The 15942-nt window shown below is 73.5% G+C and carries 11 protein-coding genes and 1 pseudogene; 6 read left to right on the forward strand and 6 right to left on the reverse strand.

Annotation, left to right across the window (positions count from 1 at the left end; all coding sequences use genetic code 11):
• Positions 1-307 (reverse strand): annotated as a pseudogene (locus ACIGXJ_RS35060) (B/F/G family RNA polymerase sigma-70 factor); the annotation flags it as partial.
• A gap of 526 nt (positions 308-833) precedes the next feature.
• Between ACIGXJ_RS35060 and ACIGXJ_RS35065 the strand changes: the two are divergent.
• The 6 genes from ACIGXJ_RS35065 to ACIGXJ_RS35090 all read left to right on the forward strand — a co-directional run bounded on the left by ACIGXJ_RS35065 (position 834) and on the right by ACIGXJ_RS35090 (position 5863).
• Complete coding sequence (locus ACIGXJ_RS35065; protein ID WP_399654299.1) at positions 834-1193, forward strand: STAS domain-containing protein; 360 nt, start codon at positions 834-836, stop codon at positions 1191-1193.
• Positions 1194-1343: 150 nt separating this feature from the next.
• Positions 1344-2243 carry an STAS domain-containing protein gene (locus ACIGXJ_RS35070; RefSeq protein ID WP_399654301.1) on the forward strand — a complete coding sequence of 300 codons (900 nt, stop codon included), beginning with the start codon at positions 1344-1346 and terminating at the stop codon, positions 2241-2243.
• The gene (locus tag ACIGXJ_RS35075) at positions 2240-2662 is read left to right on the forward strand and encodes an STAS domain-containing protein (RefSeq protein WP_399654304.1); all 423 of its coding nucleotides are present in this window, start codon (positions 2240-2242) and stop codon (positions 2660-2662) included. Before ACIGXJ_RS35070 ends, ACIGXJ_RS35075 begins: the two co-directional genes overlap by 4 nt.
• The gene (locus ACIGXJ_RS35080) at positions 2659-3102 is read left to right on the forward strand and encodes an anti-sigma regulatory factor (protein WP_399654307.1); all 444 of its coding nucleotides are present in this window, start codon (positions 2659-2661) and stop codon (positions 3100-3102) included. Before ACIGXJ_RS35075 ends, ACIGXJ_RS35080 begins: the two co-directional genes overlap by 4 nt.
• The gene (locus ACIGXJ_RS35085) at positions 3102-4163 is read left to right on the forward strand and encodes a SpoIIE family protein phosphatase (protein ID WP_399654562.1); all 1062 of its coding nucleotides are present in this window, start codon (positions 3102-3104) and stop codon (positions 4161-4163) included. The genes ACIGXJ_RS35080 and ACIGXJ_RS35085 overlap by 1 nt, the downstream gene beginning before the upstream one ends.
• Positions 4160-5863: a PP2C family protein-serine/threonine phosphatase gene (locus tag ACIGXJ_RS35090; protein WP_399654310.1), complete on the forward strand. Its 1704-nt coding sequence runs from the start codon at positions 4160-4162 to the stop codon at positions 5861-5863. The genes ACIGXJ_RS35085 and ACIGXJ_RS35090 overlap by 4 nt, the downstream gene beginning before the upstream one ends.
• 7 nt (positions 5864-5870) lie before the next feature.
• Here the strand turns inward: ACIGXJ_RS35090 and ACIGXJ_RS35095 are convergent, their stop codons facing one another.
• The 5 genes from ACIGXJ_RS35095 to ACIGXJ_RS35115 form a co-directional block, all read right to left on the reverse strand.
• Positions 5871-6752 carry an SDR family oxidoreductase gene (locus ACIGXJ_RS35095; RefSeq protein ID WP_399654313.1) on the reverse strand — a complete coding sequence of 294 codons (882 nt, stop codon included), beginning with the start codon at positions 6750-6752 and terminating at the stop codon, positions 5871-5873.
• A gap of 98 nt (positions 6753-6850) precedes the next feature.
• Positions 6851-8479, reverse strand: a complete 1629-nt coding sequence (locus tag ACIGXJ_RS35100) for a phytoene desaturase family protein (protein WP_399654315.1) — start codon at positions 8477-8479, stop codon at positions 6851-6853.
• Positions 8472-8969: an SRPBCC family protein gene (locus tag ACIGXJ_RS35105; RefSeq protein WP_399654318.1), complete on the reverse strand. Its 498-nt coding sequence runs from the start codon at positions 8967-8969 to the stop codon at positions 8472-8474. The genes ACIGXJ_RS35100 and ACIGXJ_RS35105 overlap by 8 nt, the downstream gene beginning before the upstream one ends.
• 129 nt (positions 8970-9098) lie before the next feature.
• Positions 9099-11525, reverse strand: coding sequence for a SpoIIE family protein phosphatase (locus tag ACIGXJ_RS35110; RefSeq protein ID WP_399654566.1), 2427 nt, complete (start codon positions 11523-11525; stop codon positions 9099-9101).
• A 115-nt stretch (positions 11526-11640) separates the two neighbouring features.
• Positions 11641-15921 (reverse strand): HAMP domain-containing protein, encoded by a 4281-nt coding sequence (locus ACIGXJ_RS35115; protein WP_399654321.1) that lies wholly within the window; start codon positions 15919-15921, stop codon positions 11641-11643.
• Positions 15922-15942: the final 21 nt, after the last annotated feature.

Raw genomic sequence — 15942 nt, forward strand, 5'->3', positions numbered from 1 at the left:
TGACGAGGCCGAGGGCGGCGACCTGGCGGAGGTCTTCGAGGGATTCGCCGCGGTTGCGGAAGCGGCCGGCGATGCGGTGGGCCATGGGGAGCCAGCCTTCGGTGAGGGTTTCGCGCAGGGTGTCGCGTTCGGGGCCGTCGGGGAGTGCGGCGAGGCGGGTGAAGGCGGCTGCGGTGTCGGGTGCGTCGTCGTGGGGGTGCCTGCGGGGTGCGGCCGCGGCAGGCGCGGTGGCCGCGGCAGAGGCGGCAGGCGCGCCGGGGGCGGTGGTGGTGTCGGAGGTGGCGTGTGCGGATGTCTCGACCAGCATGCGAAAGAGCTCCTGAACGCAGGTGTCAGGGACTGGCAGTGGAAGGCGGCGGGGCTCATGGCGGCCCGCAAACAGGCGCGGTGCCTCCGCCGGCGGTGCCTCTGGTCCGAAGCACGTACTCCCGCTTGCCCCACCGTTCCGGCCGCAAACTGGGCAAGTCGCTGTGCGTCCGGCCCGGCGCGAGGAACGGGCGAGATCAAGCCGAAGCGGCGGCCCACCTCGGCGTTTGCGGAAGTGCGGGGGAGTGATCCGCGCGAAGCCGGGAAGGCGGGGGACGACACCGCCGGTTCCGACCCGGAGCCCCCGAGCTACGGAAGTGTTTCCGCTGAACGACGTACAGGGCGCACGAAAAAACGTGCATAATGCACTAAAAGATGAGCAAGGCAGACAGATACCCGCACAGGACGCACGAAGACGCGCGCGGGTCGACGAAGCATCACCGGCACAGGGTGCTCCGGCACCCTCGCATGCATGGAATCCGTCCGACGGGGCACACGTCCCGATCGCCAGCGCCTTGGGAGGTCTCGTGTCCGACGCTCAGAACTCACTGTCCGTCAAGGTGGAACTGCCGCGCGAGGACGCCGTGCTCCTCACGGTCGAAGGAGACCTGGACTCGGCCACCGCGACCGCGCTGCAGCGCCACCTCGCCGAGCAACTCGGCCAGGGGCGGCGGCACTTCCTGCTGGACATCGGCGGCGTGCCCTTCATGGACTCGTCCGGGATGAACATCATCCTGCGGGTCTACCAGGAGGTCCGCGACTGCGCGGGCGGCGTCTACGTCATCCGGCCGACCCCTGCGGTCCGGCGGATCCTGGACCTGACCGGAGTGAGCCTGACCGTCCCGATGCTCGACAGCGTCGACGAGGCGCTCTCGGCGGTCGGTTGACGCGCGACGGGGACCATTACCCGACGGAGCGGTTTGGTGCGGCCGAGGGTTGCCTTGGATCATCGTTTTCCTACAGTGGGTTGCGGCCGGCAGGGAACGGTGTGCTCCGCGGGGACACGGGGCCGGCCCGACAGGTGAGGAGAGAAGTACGTGCCGGAGGAACAGACGTCAGCGCACCCGACGCCGCCGACGGAGGAGGTCGCCGAATTCCTGCGGCGACGGCGGGAGCAGATCGCCCAACGCTGGGCCGACGCGACGTTCTTCCGCACGGTCTTCACGGTCTCCCGGGAGGAGGCGGTGGAGGTCGGCCGGTCGGTGGTGGAGGCCCTGGCCGCGGTAGCCGCGGAGGGGCGGGTCGACGACCCGGACGCCGGCGCGTTCGCCGTCGTGCGTGAGGAGCTGGGCCGTACCGCCGACGCCCGGTCCCGGGCCGGCGCCGCCGCGGGTCAGATCTCTTCCGAGGTGGACGCGTTGCGGCTGCCGGTCACCGAACTCCTCGCCGCCGACCTCTCGGCGGCGCCCGCCGGACACGTCCTGGAGTGCACGACCACGCTGACGGTCCTGATGGGCACGCTGCGCCTGGTCGTCCAGGACACGATGATCAGCGCGGGGGAGGAACTCATCAACCGGCAGCGCATGCAGCTCCTGGAAGTGGCCACGCCCGTGATCCGTCTGTGGGACGGCGTCGTCGCCGTGCCGCTGATCGGCACGCTCGACAGCGCCCGCAGCCAGGTCGTGATGGAGACGCTGCTGAACGCCGTCGTCGACCAGCAGGCGCGCTTCGCGATCCTCGACATCACCGGGGTCCCGACGGTCGACTCCCTGGTGGCCCAGCACCTGATGAAGACCGTGGCCGCGGCTCGTCTCATGGGCGCGGAGTGCATCGTCTCCGGCATCCGTCCGGCCATCGCGCAGACCATCGTCCACCTGGGCATCGACCTGAGTTCCGTCCTCACCCGGGCCAGCCTCGCGGACGCGCTGGCCTACGCCCTGCGGCAGCTCGGCACCGACATCGTGCCGCATGCGGACCACGGCACGGCTCCGCGGTGAGGGCCGCGTACACCCCGCCCCCCGAGGGGCGGGTGCCGGTGCTCAGGCTCGGGGGCGTGCTGCTGGTGACGCTGCAGGGCGACCTGCACGACGGCACGGCCGAGCAACTCCAGCAGGACATCGGCGAGACCGTCGCCGACAGCGGCGTCTCGGGCCTTGTCATCGACCTGTCGGGTGTGGAGATCATCGACTCGTTCATGGGCCGCGTGATCAGCGACATCGCGGCGCAGTCGCGGCTGCTGGCCGCGCAGACCGTGGTGGCCGGGATGCGGCCCGCGGTGGCCATCACCCTGGTGGAACTGGGACTGACGCTGCCGGGACTGCGTACGGCGCTCAGCACGGAGGAGGCGATGCGGGTGCTCGGCGCCGAGGCCGCGTCCGTCGCCCGGGGCGGTCGCGAACGCCGGGAGCGTCCGTGACCCACACCGCGGGCGAAACTTCCGTCCGCCTGCCGATCCAGTCGGACCTCGATCTGGTGTGGGTGCGCCAGCAGGTACGGCAGATGGCCGTGAACGTGGGGTTCGGCCTGGTGGATCAGACCAAACTGGTCACCGCCGCCAGCGAACTGGCGCGCAACGCCCTCGTCTACGGCGGCGGCGGCCAGGTGGAGTGCGTCCGCGTCGACAGTCGCGGGGTGCCCGGGCTGCGGCTGACCTTCAGCGACGAGGGGCCGGGGATCGCCGACGTGGAACAGGCCCTGTCCGACGGCTACACCTCCGGTGGCGGGCTGGGCATGGGGCTGGGCGGGGCGCGCCGCCTCGTCCACGAGTTCGAGATCGACAGCCGCCCCGGCTCCGGCACCACCGTCACGGTCACCTCGTGGGTGACCCGTCCGCCCCGGCCCCGCGAGGCCCGCTGATGCCGCGGGTGTGGGAGGTGCCGGTGCAGGACTCGACCCGGGTCCGCGACGTACGGGTGGCCGCCGAGGCCGCCGCGCGGTGGGCCGGGCTCGACGACGGCCGCACCGCCGGGGCCGCCCTGGTGGCCACCGAACTCGCCACCAACCTCCTCAAGCACGGCGGCGGCGGCCGGGTGCTGCTGGAGCCCACGAGCCCGCCCACGCCCGCCCCGGGCGGCGAACGGGCCGTCGCCGTGCAGATACTGGCCGTCGACCACGGCCCCGGCATCCCCGACGTGGCCGCCGCACTGCGCGACGGCCACTCGACCACCGGCTCCCTCGGCGCGGGCCTCGGCACCTGCCGGCGCACCGCCGACGACTTCGCCCTGCACAGCCAACCCGGCCGGGGCACGATCGCCCTGGCCAGAATCGGCCCCCGCGGCCCCGGCCGCACCCCGGTGGTGCCCGGCCCGGCCCGGGCCGGCGGCGTGAACTTCCCCTTCGCGGGAGCCGAGTTCTCCGGCGACGCCTGGGCCTGGGCGCACTCGGGCGACCGGCTGACCCTGATGCTCGCCGACGGCCTGGGCCACGGGGAGCACGCCGCACGGGCCTCCTCCGCGGCGGTGGCCGAGGTGCACCGCTGCGCCCACCTGTCCGCGGACCGGCTGCTGCGGGCCCTGCACACGGCCCTGCGCGACACGCGGGGCGCGGCCGCGGCGGTGGCCCAGCTCGACACCGCCACCGGACGGCTGTCCTTCACCGGCGTCGGCAACATAGGAGCCAGACTGCGCCGCGGCGACCGGTGGCGGCCGCTGCTGTCGCACCCCGGCATAGTCGGCGCCCACCTTCCCGCCCAGCTGCCGGTGCACACGGAGGAGTGGACCGACGACTGCCTGCTCGTCCTGCACAGCGACGGCCTGCCCAGCCGCTGGAGTGCCGGCCCCTTCGACCACGACAACACCCCCGACCCCGCCGTCGTCGCCGCCGCGATCGTGCGGGACGCCAGCAGCCCCGCCCGCCCGGTCCGCGACGACACCGCCGTCGTCGTGCTGAACCCCACCCCGCCGGATCGCCCGTCATGAACCACACCTGGTACGTCCGCACCGTCACCGACGCCGCCCGGGCCCGCATCGCCACCGCCCGGCTGGCCGCTGAATGCGGAGTGAGTCCCGTCGAGCGGACCCGTCTCGTGGTCGCGCTCACCGCCCAGCTCAGACAGAGCCTCACCAAAGGCGGCACGTGGATCGTGACCGCACGGCCGGGCGAGCCCTCCCGGGCCGACCGGCTCACCGTCGAGCTGCGGCCGGCGGACGGACGTACCGTCTGGCATGCGTCGGCCGCCCGCGTCCCGGGCACCGGCACCGCCCCCACCGGACACGTGCCGGACGACACCGCCACCCTCGCCGAGGCACTGTTCTCCGCCGACGAGGACGCCGGGATCCTGCTGGACAAGCTCGACGAGCAGCACGCTCTGGTCACCTTCCACCGGGAGGAGCTGCACCAGACGAACCAGGGCGTCGTCGCCCTGCACGCCGAACTGGACGCCGCCGGAGAACGGCAGCGCGAGCTGTTCGCCGCCGAACAGAAAGCCAGGCAGGAGGCCGAGAGCGCCCGGGGAAGACTGACCTTCCTCGCCGACGCCAGCGCCGCCCTGACGGCCTCCCTCGACCCCGACGCCATCGTCCGGCTGCTGCCCGACCTGCTCGTGCCGCGCTACGCCCGCACCGTCGACGTCTGGCTGTTCGACACACCCGACGTCATGCGGCGCACGCCGCCGCGTCCGGCCGCCGCCGTCGTCGCCGCGCGGCGCGGCCGGCCCCAGTACGCCGCGGACCACCCCGGCGGGCTCCCCGGGGTCGACGACCGGCCGCCGTCGGCCCTCGCCCCCGACCGGCCCCTGCTGTGCATCCCCCTGCTCACCCACCGGGCGACGCAGGGCGTCCTCACCCTGACCCCGCCGGACGAGCGGTGGGACCCCGACGACGCCGTCATGCTCATCGAGCTGACCAGACGCGCCGGGATCGCCCTGGAGAACGCCCGGCGCTACGAGCACAACCGCGACATCGCCGAGACCCTGCAGCGCGCCCTGCTCACCGAGCTGCCCGTCATCCCCGGCATGGACCTGGCCGCCCGCTACCTTCCCGCCACCAGCGGCATGAACATCGGCGGCGACTGGTACGACGCCTTCCGCCAGCCCGACGGCAGCCTGATCACCGTCGTCGGCGACGTCACCGGCCACGGTCTGCACGCGGCCGTGATGATGAGCCAGCTGCGCACCGCCCTGCGCGCCTACGCCGTCGAGGGCGCGAGCCCCGGCGCGCTGCTGACCCGGCTGCACCAGTTCCTGCACCACCTGCGGCTCGACCTGTACGCCACGGCCGTCATCGCCCGCTTCCAGCCCGGCGTGCCCGAGCTCACCTGGGCGGCCGCCGGGCATCCGCCCCCGGTGCTGCGCACGTCCGACGGGCAGGTGCACACCCTGGACGCCAGACCCGGCGCGATGCTCGGCATCCCCCTCGACCAGGAGATCGCCGACCACACCGCGCCACTGCCCCCCGGCTCCACGCTCGCCCTGTACACCGACGGGCTCGTCGAGCGCCGGGCCCAGAACATCGACCTGGGCATCGAGCGCCTGGCGCACGCCCTGTCGGCCGTGCCCCCGGCCGACCTGGCCGGCGACCTCGACGCCTCCGCCGACCGGCTGCTGCACCCGCTGCTCGACGACTCCGAGCACGACGACGACGTGTGCCTGCTGCTGTGCCACGTCCACGACCAGCGCTGACACAGGGTCAGCCGTGCCGGTGGCGAGCCGCCTCGTCGGCTCTGCCGCCCGCGCCGAGCGGGCCGGTGTGCCCAAGGGCGGCGACCGCCTCCAGCCGGGGGAGCCGGCGGCGCGCGGCACGTGTCACCACGGGCGGCAGCGCGGCCCGCACCGGCTGTACCAGCCGAAGCCACGCCGGCACGTACACGGCGGTCCGCCGGCGCTCGACGGCGTACGCCAGGCGCGACGCGGCCTGCTCGACGCCGGACACCCGGCGGGCCGGCCCCGGCATACCGGCACGCAGCTCGCGCAGGGCGGCGTGCAGGTCGGCGTCGCGCACCATGTCGGTGTCGATCCAGTTGAGGTAGGCGATGCCCACGCCGACACCCAGGTGCGCCACCTCGGCCCGCAGGCTGTGCGCGAACGCCTCCGCGCCGGCCTTGGACGCGCAGTAGGCGCTCATCAGGGGCGCGGCCCCCATCGAGGCCAGGGACGCCACCTGCAGGAAGTAGCCGGACGTGGTGATCAGGTCCGGCAGGAAGGCGCGTGCGGTGTGCGCGCTGCCGACCAGGTTCACGTCGATCACCCGGTGCCAGGTGTCCGGTTCGGAGGACAGGAACGGACCGCCCTCGGCGATCCCGGCGTTCGCGACCACCGCCGAGACCGGGCCCAGGACCGCGCGGATCTCGTTCGCCGAGGCCAGCAGGGCCTCCGGATCGGTGACGTCCGCCTCCAGGGCCGGCACGCGGCCGGGCAGCGAGGCCGCCACGGCGTCCAGAGCCGCCTGCTCGTGGCCGAGCAGCGCCACCCGGGCGCCGCGCGCGGCGATCTCCCGCGCTAGCGCCGCACCGATGCCGCGGGCGGCACCGGTCACCACCACCGTCCGGTGGGTCAGCGGACTGCCGGTCATGGGCTCTCCTGGTCGTTCCGGGCCGGGTCGTCACCGGCCGGGGAGGCGGTCCCGGCCCGGCGTCTGCTCGTGGGTGGAGATCGCCGGGCCGCGGTTCGTCACCCGGTGGGGGAGCGTCGCGGCGCGCCGGTGCGGTCGCGCCGGGTCAGCAGCCGCTGGACGCCCGTGAGCGCGCGGTTCGGGCGCAGGGCCGCGCGGGCGGCGTTGGCGCCGGGGGCCCCGTGCACGCCCCCGCCCGGGTGCGCGCCCGCGGAGGCCAGGAACAGGCCGGCCACCGGGGTCTCCGGGCGTCCGGTGCCCGGCACGGGCCGGAAGACGAGCTGCTGGTGCAGGGCGGTGGTGCCGCCGTTGAGGGCACCGCCGACCAGATTGGCGTCGAGCGCCTCCAGGGTCGGCGGCGCCAGGATCCTGCGGGCCCGGACCAGCCGGCGGAACCCGGGCGCGAAACGCTCCACCTGGTGCTCGACCCGGTCCGCCATGCGCTCCCGGTCCGCGGTGTCCCACCGCCCGGTGATGCCCTCCGCCCCCGCGTCGGACCGGATGTCGTGGGGCACATGGGTGTACGCCCACGCGGACTCGGTCCCGCGCGGGGACCGGGACGGGTCGGTGGTGGTCATCTGGCCGAACAGCAGGAACGGCCGGTCCGGAACCTGCCGCATGGCGATCTGCGCGGCGAACCGGGTCAGCTCGTCCATGCCGTCCGCCAGGTGCACGGTCCCGGCCCGGGACGCCTGCTCGGCCTGCCAGGGCACCGGGCCGTCCAGCGCCCAGTCCACCTTGAAGGTGGCGAAGTCCCACTGGAAGCGCCGCAGGTCGTCCATCAGCTGTGCGGGCAGATGCTCGGCCGGCACCAGCTCGCCGTACAGGGCGGGCACCGACACGTCCGCCAGGACGGCCCGGCGCGCACGCACCGTCTCCTGCCCGGCCGTGCGCACGGCCACCGCCCGCCCCTCGCGTACGACGATCCGCTCCACGCGTGTCCCGCAGTCGATCCGGCCCCCGCGTGAGCGCAGCCGGTGGGCGAGTGCCTGGGTGAGCGCGCCGGCGCCGCCGGCCGGCACGGGGAAGCCGTACGTCTGCCCGAGCATCGCCATCAGCAGGCCGAAGCCGCCGCTCCCGGCCGACTCGGGGGCCAGGTCGGCGTGCAGCGCGTTGCCGGCCAGCAGGAGCCTGCCGCCCTCCCCGCGGAACTCCTCCTCGCCGAGCCTGCGCACCGGCAGCACCAGGGACCGGGCCGTGCGCAGCCCGCCCGCCGCGCGCAGCCGCAGCGCGAGGCGTGCCGTGGAGCGCACCGGCGGGAAGGGCGTGAACAGCGCCCCCAGCAGGTCGGGCTGCAGGCGCCGCCACAGCTCGTGCAGCCGGCGCCAGGCGTCCCCGTCCCCGGCCGCGAAGGCGTCCAGCGAGCCGGCCGTGGTGTCGAGATCCCGGTCGAGCAGCGCGCAGGAGCCGTCGGTGAGCGGGTGGGCGAGCACGCTGGGCGCGTGCCTCCACCGCAGTCCGTGCTCCTCCAGACGCAGAGCGGACAGCACGGGGGAGGCCACGGCCAGCGGATAGAACGAGCTGAAGACGTCGTTGACGAACGCGGGGTCGACGCCCCGGTCGTGGCGCACCGCGCCGCCGGGCTCCTGCTGCTCCTCCAGGACCCGCACGCTCCAGCCGGCGTCCGCGAGCAGATTGGCGGCCACCAGCCCGTTCGGGCCGGCACCGATCACCACGGCGTCAGGCATGGCCGGCCCCGCCCGGATCGGCGGAGGCGGTCGCCGCGACAGCGGCCCCGGGGGCGTCCGCCACCTGCTCGCAGAGCCGGGCGAGGCGGTGCAGCATGGTGCGGTGGCGCAGCTGGATGAGCAGCTCGAAGCCGACGTTGTGCAGCGCGCCGCCGGCCCCCTGCAGCGGATGCTCGTCCACCACCACCAGGCAGTGCTCGCCCCACGGCCGCAGCTCGATCGCGATGCGCGCGGTGCCCAGCGGGCCCGCGTGGGCCTCCAGCTCCAGGGCGGCGCCCTCCTCGCAGCGGCGGACGACCGTCTCGTTGGACAGCCGCAGCGGGCCCAGCGGGATCTCGTAGCGGATCGCCGCCCCGGTCTGCGGCCACTGCCCTCGCACGGGCTCGGCAGCCGAGGGCCCCACCACCCACCGCGGGTACGCCCCGCTGTCGGCGAGGACGCCCCACACGACGGCGGGACTGGCCTTGATCAGACGGTGGCGAACAGCCATGGGTGCCTCCGGACGTCGTCTGGCCTCGATCGATCGGCCACCGCCGAGTGCCCCGCGCCCCGCAGCGCAACCGCGGCGGCCGCCACATCGCATCGTCCGCCGCGGGCCCGCCGCCCTGTGCCGCCGCCGTCAGCCCAGACGGATCCCCACGATGCACGTGTCGTCGTCGGTGTCCGACTTGCTGTAGGTCAGCAGCCGGTCCAGCTGCTGGTCCAGGGTGGTCAGCGGAGCACGAGCGGTGGTCAGCAGATACGTCATGGACTCCTCCACCGAGCGGTCACGGCGCTCGATCAGGCCGTCGGTGTACATCAGCAGCGTGTCCCCCGGGGAGAGCTGCATCTCGGCCTCCTCGTAGACGGCCTCCGGGACGGCGCCGAGGAGCAGGCCCTTGGTCAGCGGCAGGGCGCTCGAGCTGCCCTCGCGGACCAGGACGGGCGGGAGATGGCCGGCCCGGGCCCAGCGCAGCGTGCGCCGCTCACGGTCGTACAGGCCGCACACCGCCGTCGCCGTGACCGCGCCCGTGAGGTTGTGCGCGACCATGTTGAGCCAGGACAGCAGCTGGCCCGGCCCGGCCCCGGTGACGGACAGGCCGCGCAGCGCGTTGCGCAGGACGACCATGCTGGTCGCGGCGTCCATGCCGTGCCCGGCCACGTCCCCGACGCACACCAGCACCAGCCCGGACGGCAGGACGACGGCGTCGTACCAGTCGCCGCCGACCAGCTGCTCCTCCTCGGCGGGACGGTAGCGGACGGCGACCTGGAGGTCGTCGATCCGCAGCGGATCCTGCGTGGGCGGCATGATCGCCTGCTGCAGCTGGAGGGCCAGCCTGCTGCGTTCGCTGGCCTGCTGCTCGGTGTGGGCGAGCTGGTCCCGGGTCGCGGCGAGCGCCACCTCCGTCCAGTGCTGGGAGGAGATGTCCTGGTAGGCGCCGCGCACGCTGAGCAGGCGGCCCGCCGTGTCCAGCACCGGCTCGGCGACGATCCGCATGTGCCGCGTCACCCCGTCCGGCCGCTGCAGCCGGAAGGCCGCCGACGCGGGCCTGCGGTGGTGCAACACCGTGCGCAGGAACCGGCCGATCGCGACGAAGTCGTCCGGGTGGGCGTAGGAGCCGAGCTCCTCCAGCGGTACCGGAGCGCTGGAGGGGGCACGGCCGTACAGGTCGAACAGCTGGTCGTTCCAGGTGATCTCACCGGTGAGCAGGTTCTCCTCGAACCCTCCGATACGCCCGAGCCGCTGGGCGTGCTGCAACAGGCTCGCCAGCCGGGCCGCGTCGTCCTCGATGCGCCAGATGAGCAGCACCGCGTTGCCGTGCCGGCTGATGCTTATGTCCGCCACGGACCGCAGCGGCACCTCGTCGACGAGCGCGGTGAGCTGCGCGCGCTGGGCCCGGAACGGCTCGCCGGTGGCATACACCCGCTCCACGTTCTCCAGCAGCCCGCTCTCGCCGGCCGCCATCGGATACGCCTCCAGCAGCAGCGCCCCGTTGACGACGGCCCTGGGTCGCCCGGCCGGGTCCTGGAAGTGGTCGTTGACGTGCTGGATGCGGAAGTCGGTCAGCTCCCCGTCGGCGTCGACGTTCGGCACGAGCACCAGCGCGGGGTCGTGCAGCGCGTCCGCCAGGTCCATCAGCTCGGCGGCGTCGGGCAGCACCCGCCGCTCCTGCGCCGGGTCGCCCGGCGGCTCGTACGTCTCCAGGGTGTGCGCGCACAGCTCGGCCAGGGCCTCCACCTGCCGGACCACCTGCGGCGGCTGCGGCGTCAGCGGGACCGGCCAGACGATCTCCAGCACCCCGTGGATGCGGCCACCGGTTCCGGCGGGCAGCGCCACCCGGCCGCCGTCCGGGTACTGCTGCCTGCCCACACTGGGCAGTCCGGTCTTCGCCAGGGAGGTCATCCACTGGCCCGTGCGCTCGGTCAGGCCCCGCCGGGCGACGGTCGCCACGTCCGGCGGAACGTAACGCCAACGGGCCGCCTCGGCGGGGGAGAAGCCGGCGTGACCCGCGAGGCTCAGCGACCCGTCGGTGCCCGCCGCCCAGATCGCGACGGCCACCGCGCCGAGCGGCTGCAGCGCGTGCTCCAGCAGGGCGTGGGCGGCGGCCTGGGTGTCGTGCGCGGCCAGCGCCCCGCTCTCGGCGGCCCGCAGCCGCAGCGAGGCATGCCCGGACTCCGGGTCCAGGGACGCGGCGTCCGCGGCCCGGCTGTCCGCGGTGGCGGCCAGGAACGCGTCCGTCGCCTCGGACAGCCGGTCACGGGTGGCCTGGTTGATGACGTCGACCGCGAACTGCAGCGGCGTCGTCCCCGCCTGTTCGGCCAGCTCGGTCAGCTGGCGCGCGGCGTGCGCCGGGCCGCAGCCCAGGCGCTCGACGAGGATGCCCTTGGCGAGTTCGATCAGGGCACGCCCCTCCGCCTCCGCCTGCGCGGCCCGCACCGCGCGGCTGAGCCGGTCGACGGTGGCGGCCAGCCTGCCCACCTGGGACGTGGTGGACCCGCTCGCCGCGGCGTCCGCCGGCTCGGCGGACGGCCGCGGGCCGGGCGGCAGCGTCGCGCCGGGCGGCACCGCGCCGTCGCCGGCCTCCCTGGACGACTCGAAGATGCTCACGATGTGAAGGCTCCTCGGCTGCGGGGTGGTGCGGAGCGCGGCGCGGGACGCCGCGCTCCGCGGATCGGGGTCCTCATGCGGGCAGCCAGCTCCGTACGCAGGCGATCAGGTCGTGGGTGTCGACCGGCTTGGTGACGTAGTCGCTGGCACCCGACGCGAGGGCCTTGTCCCGGTCGCCGGGCATCGCCTTCGCGGTGACGGCGATGATGGGCAGCTCCGCGTACTGCGGCATCGCGCGGATCTCGGCGGTCGCGGTGTAGCCGTCCATCTCCGGCATCATCACGTCCATCAGCACCAGCGAGATGTCCGGATGGCCGACGAGCGTCTCGATCGCCTTGCGGCCGTTCTCCGCGTGCAGCACCCGGAAGCCGTGCAGCTCCAGGATGCCGCTGAGCGCGAAGAGGTTGCGCGCGTCGTCGTCGACGACGAGCACGGTACGGCCGGACAGCGAATCGTCCACCTGGTGCGGAGCGCGCGGCCGCTGCTCGTCCGGCCGCACCAGCGACAGCACGTCCCCCGGCTCCTCGGCCGACAGATGCAGCGCGATGCGCTCGCGCAGCTCGTCCAGGCTGGTCAGGAACTCCAGGGCACCGGCCTCCGCGCGCGGGCGCAGACTCTCCTGCAGCGTCATGTCGGTCGGGTGCCCGGTGTGCACCAGGACAGGCACGCTCGACAGCGCCGAGTCGCCCTGCAGCGCGTCCAGGAACCGGGCGGCCTCACCGTCCGGCATGCTCAGGTCCAGCACCACGCAGTGGCACGGCTGCGCCGCCAGCGCACCGGCCGCCTCCTGGGCGCCGGCCGCCGCGATGACGTCGACCGACATGCGCGGGCCGCCGGCGTCGGCGCGGCCCTGCGTGAGGTCCGACACGACGCTCTCCGCCACCAGCGTGAGCAGACCGCGCGGGCGCTCCTCGACGACGAGCAGGCGCCGCGGGCGCTGCCCGGCACCGCTGGTCGGCTCGGGCACCGCACCCGGCTCGGCGGGCGCCTCCAGCGCGATCCCGTCCGAGCCGCTCGCGGCCGGCCGTCCGTGGCGCACCAGCTCCGCGAAGTCGGGGCGGGCCACCGGCAGGAACAGCGTGAAGGTGCTGCCCTGCCCGGGCGTGCTGTCCACGGTGACGACACCGCCGAGCAGCGTGGCGATCTCCCGGGTGATGGACAGTCCCAGACCGGTGCCGCCGTACTTGCGGCTGGTGGTGCCGTCCGCCTGCTGGAACGCGCCGAAGATGGTCTCCAGGTGCTGGGGCGGGATGCCGACTCCGGTGTCCGTCACCCGGAACGCCACGACACTGCCGCCCCGTACGACGTCCGAGGGCGCCTCCGAGTCGTCGACGGGCTCGATGCACAGCTCCACACTGCCCGACTCGGTGAACTTCACCGCGTTGGACAGCAGGTTGCGCAGCACCTGCCGCAGCCGGGAGTCGTCGGTGAGCAGGTCCGCGGGAGCGCCCGCGGCGGTGGTCACGGTGAACTCAAGGCTCTTCTGCGTCGTCATGGGGCGGAAGGTGGCCTCGACGTACTCGATGAGCTGCCGCAGCTCGACCCGCTCCGGTGTGACGTCCATCTTGCCCGCCTCGACCTTGGACAGATCGAGGATGTCGTTGATCAGCTGCAGCAGGTCCGAGCCCGCCGAGTGGATGATCTGCGCGTACTCCACCTGCTTCGGCGTGAGGTTGCGCGAGGGGTTCTGCGCGAGCAACTGGGCGAGGATCAGCAGGCTGTTGAGCGGCGTCCGCAGCTCGTGGCTCATGTTGGCCAGGAACTCCGACTTGTACTTCGACGCCAGGGACAGCTGCTGCGCGCGGGTCTCCAGCTCCTGCCGCGCCTGCTCGATCTGGAGGTTCTTCGCCTCGATGTCGCGGTTCTGCGCGGCCAGCAGCGTGGCCTTGTCCTCCAGTTCGGCGTTGGAGCGCTGGAGTTCCTCCTGCTGCACCTGCAACTCGGCCGAGCGTGCCTGCAGTTCGGCGGTCAGCCGCTGCGACTCGGCCAGCAGCTCGTCGGTGCGGGCGTTGGCGACGATCGTGTTGAGGTTGACGCCGATGGTCTCCATCACCTGGTCCAGGAAGTCCCGGTGGATCTGCGTGAACGGCGTCACCGACGCCAGCTCGATCACCCCGAGGACCTGTCCCTCCACCACGACGGGCAGCAGCACCAGGCTGGTGGGCACCACCTGGCCGAGCCCGGAGGAGATGGTCACGTAGTCCGGCGGCAGCGTGTCGATCGCGATGGCGCGCTTGCTGCGGGCGGCCTGGCCGACCAGGGTGCGGCCGAAGGCGACCCGGGCGGGCAGATCGGCGTCCGAGGGGTAGCCGTAGGAGCCGACGAGCCGCAGCTCGGGACCCTCCTCGCCGTCCTCGGCCAGGTAGAAGGCGCCGTACTGGCCCGACACCAGGGGAACCAGCTCGTCCATGATCAGCTCCGCGACCACGGGCAGGTCGCGGTGCCCCTGCATCAGGCTGGAGATCCGGGCGAGGTTCGTCTTGAGCCAGTCCTGCTCCTGGTTGGCCCGGGTGGTCTCGCGCAGGGACTCCACCATCGAGTTGATGTTGTCCTTGAGCTCGGCGACCTCGCCGGAGGCCTCGACGTTGATCGAGCGTGTCAGATCGCCCTCGGCGACCGCGCTGGTGACCTCGGCGATCGCCCGGACCTGCCGGGTCAGGTTCCCGGCCAGCTCGTTGACGTTCTCCGTGAGCCGCTTCCAGGTGCCGGAGACGCCCTCCACCTCGGCCTGGCCGCCGAGGCGTCCTTCGGTGCCGACCTCGCGGGCGACGCGGGTGACCTCGTCGGCGAAGGCGGACAGCTGGTCGACCATCGTGTTGATGGTCGTCTTCAGCTCCAGGATCTCGCCACGCGCGTCGACGTCGATCTTCTTCGACAGGTCGCCCCGGGCCACGGCGGTCGTCACCAGCGCGATGTTGCGGACCTGGCCGGTGAGGTTGTTCGCCATCGAGTTGACGTTGTCGGTGAGGTCCTTCCACGTGCCCGCCACGTTCGGCACGTGCGCCTGGCCGCCGAGGCGGCCCTCGGTGCCGACCTCGCGGGCGACGCGGGTGACCTCGTCGGCGAAGGCCGACAGCGTGTCGACCATCGTGTTGATGACGTCGGCCAGGGCCGCGACCTCGCCCTTGGCCTCGACGGTGATCCGCTGCGAGAGGTCGCCGCGGGCGACGGTGGTGGCGACCTGGGCGATCGAACGCACCTGGTGGGTGAGGTTCGACGCCATCACGTTGACGTTGTCGGTCAGGTCCTTCCAGGTGCCCGACACCCCCCGCACCTGGGCCTGCCCGCCGAGGCGTCCTTCGGTGCCGACCTCGCGGGCGACGCGGGTGACCTCGTCGGCGAAGGCGGACAGCTGGTCGACCATCGTGTTGATGGTGTTCTTCAGCTCCAGGATCTCGCCGCGCGCGTCGACGGTGATCTTCTGGGAGAGATCGCCCTGGGCGACCGCCGTGGCCACCAGGGCGATGTTGCGGACCTGGCCGGTCAGATTGCCGGCCATGAAGTTCACCGAGTCGGTCAGATCGCGCCAGGTGCCCTTGACACCCTTGACGTCGGCCTGCCCGCCGAGGCGTCCTTCGGTGCCGACCTCGCGGGCGACGCGGGTGACCTCGTCGGCGAAGGCGGACAACTGGTCGACCATCGTGTTGATGGTGCTCTTCAGCTCCAGGATCTCGCCACGCGCGTCGACCGTGATCTTCTGCGAGAGGTCACCCTGGGCGACCGCGGTGGTCACCTGGGCGATGGAACGCACCTGGCTGGTGAGATTTCCGGCCATGTGGTTGACCGAGTCGGTCAGGTCCCGCCACACGCCGGCGACCCCCGGCACCTGCGCCTGCCCGCCGAGGCGGCCCTCGCTGCCGACCTCGCGGGCGACGCGGGTGACCTCGTCGGCGAAGGCGGACAGCTGGTCGACCATCGTGTTGACGGTCTCCTTCAGCTGCAGGATCTCGCCGCGCGCGGGCACGTCGATCTTCTGCGACAGGTCGCCCTTGGCCACCGCCGTGGCGACCTGGGCGATGTCACGCACCTGCGTGGTCAGGTTCCCCGCCATCGCGTTCACGGAGTCCGTCAGGTCGGCCCAGGTGCCCGAGACCCCCGGCACCTGGGCCTGACCGCCCAGCGTGCCCTCGGTGCCGACCTCCCTGGCGACCCGGGTGACCTCGGAGGTGAACACCGACAACTGGTCCACCATGCCGTTGAACACCTTGGCGATGTCGCCCATGAGCCCGTCGCCGTCGTCCGGCAGACGGGTCCCGAAGTCGCCGTCCCGGACCGCAGTCAGTCCCGCCAGAAGCCGTCTGAGCTCCTGGTCGCCCGGTGCCGGTTCGACCGTCCCGGCGCTGTTCCTCGTCACGCGCACCCCTCGCTCAGCCGT

The sequence above is a fragment of the Streptomyces sp. NPDC053367 genome (assembly GCF_044545925.1).
Taxonomy (GTDB): Bacteria; Actinomycetota; Actinomycetes; order Streptomycetales; family Streptomycetaceae; genus Streptomyces.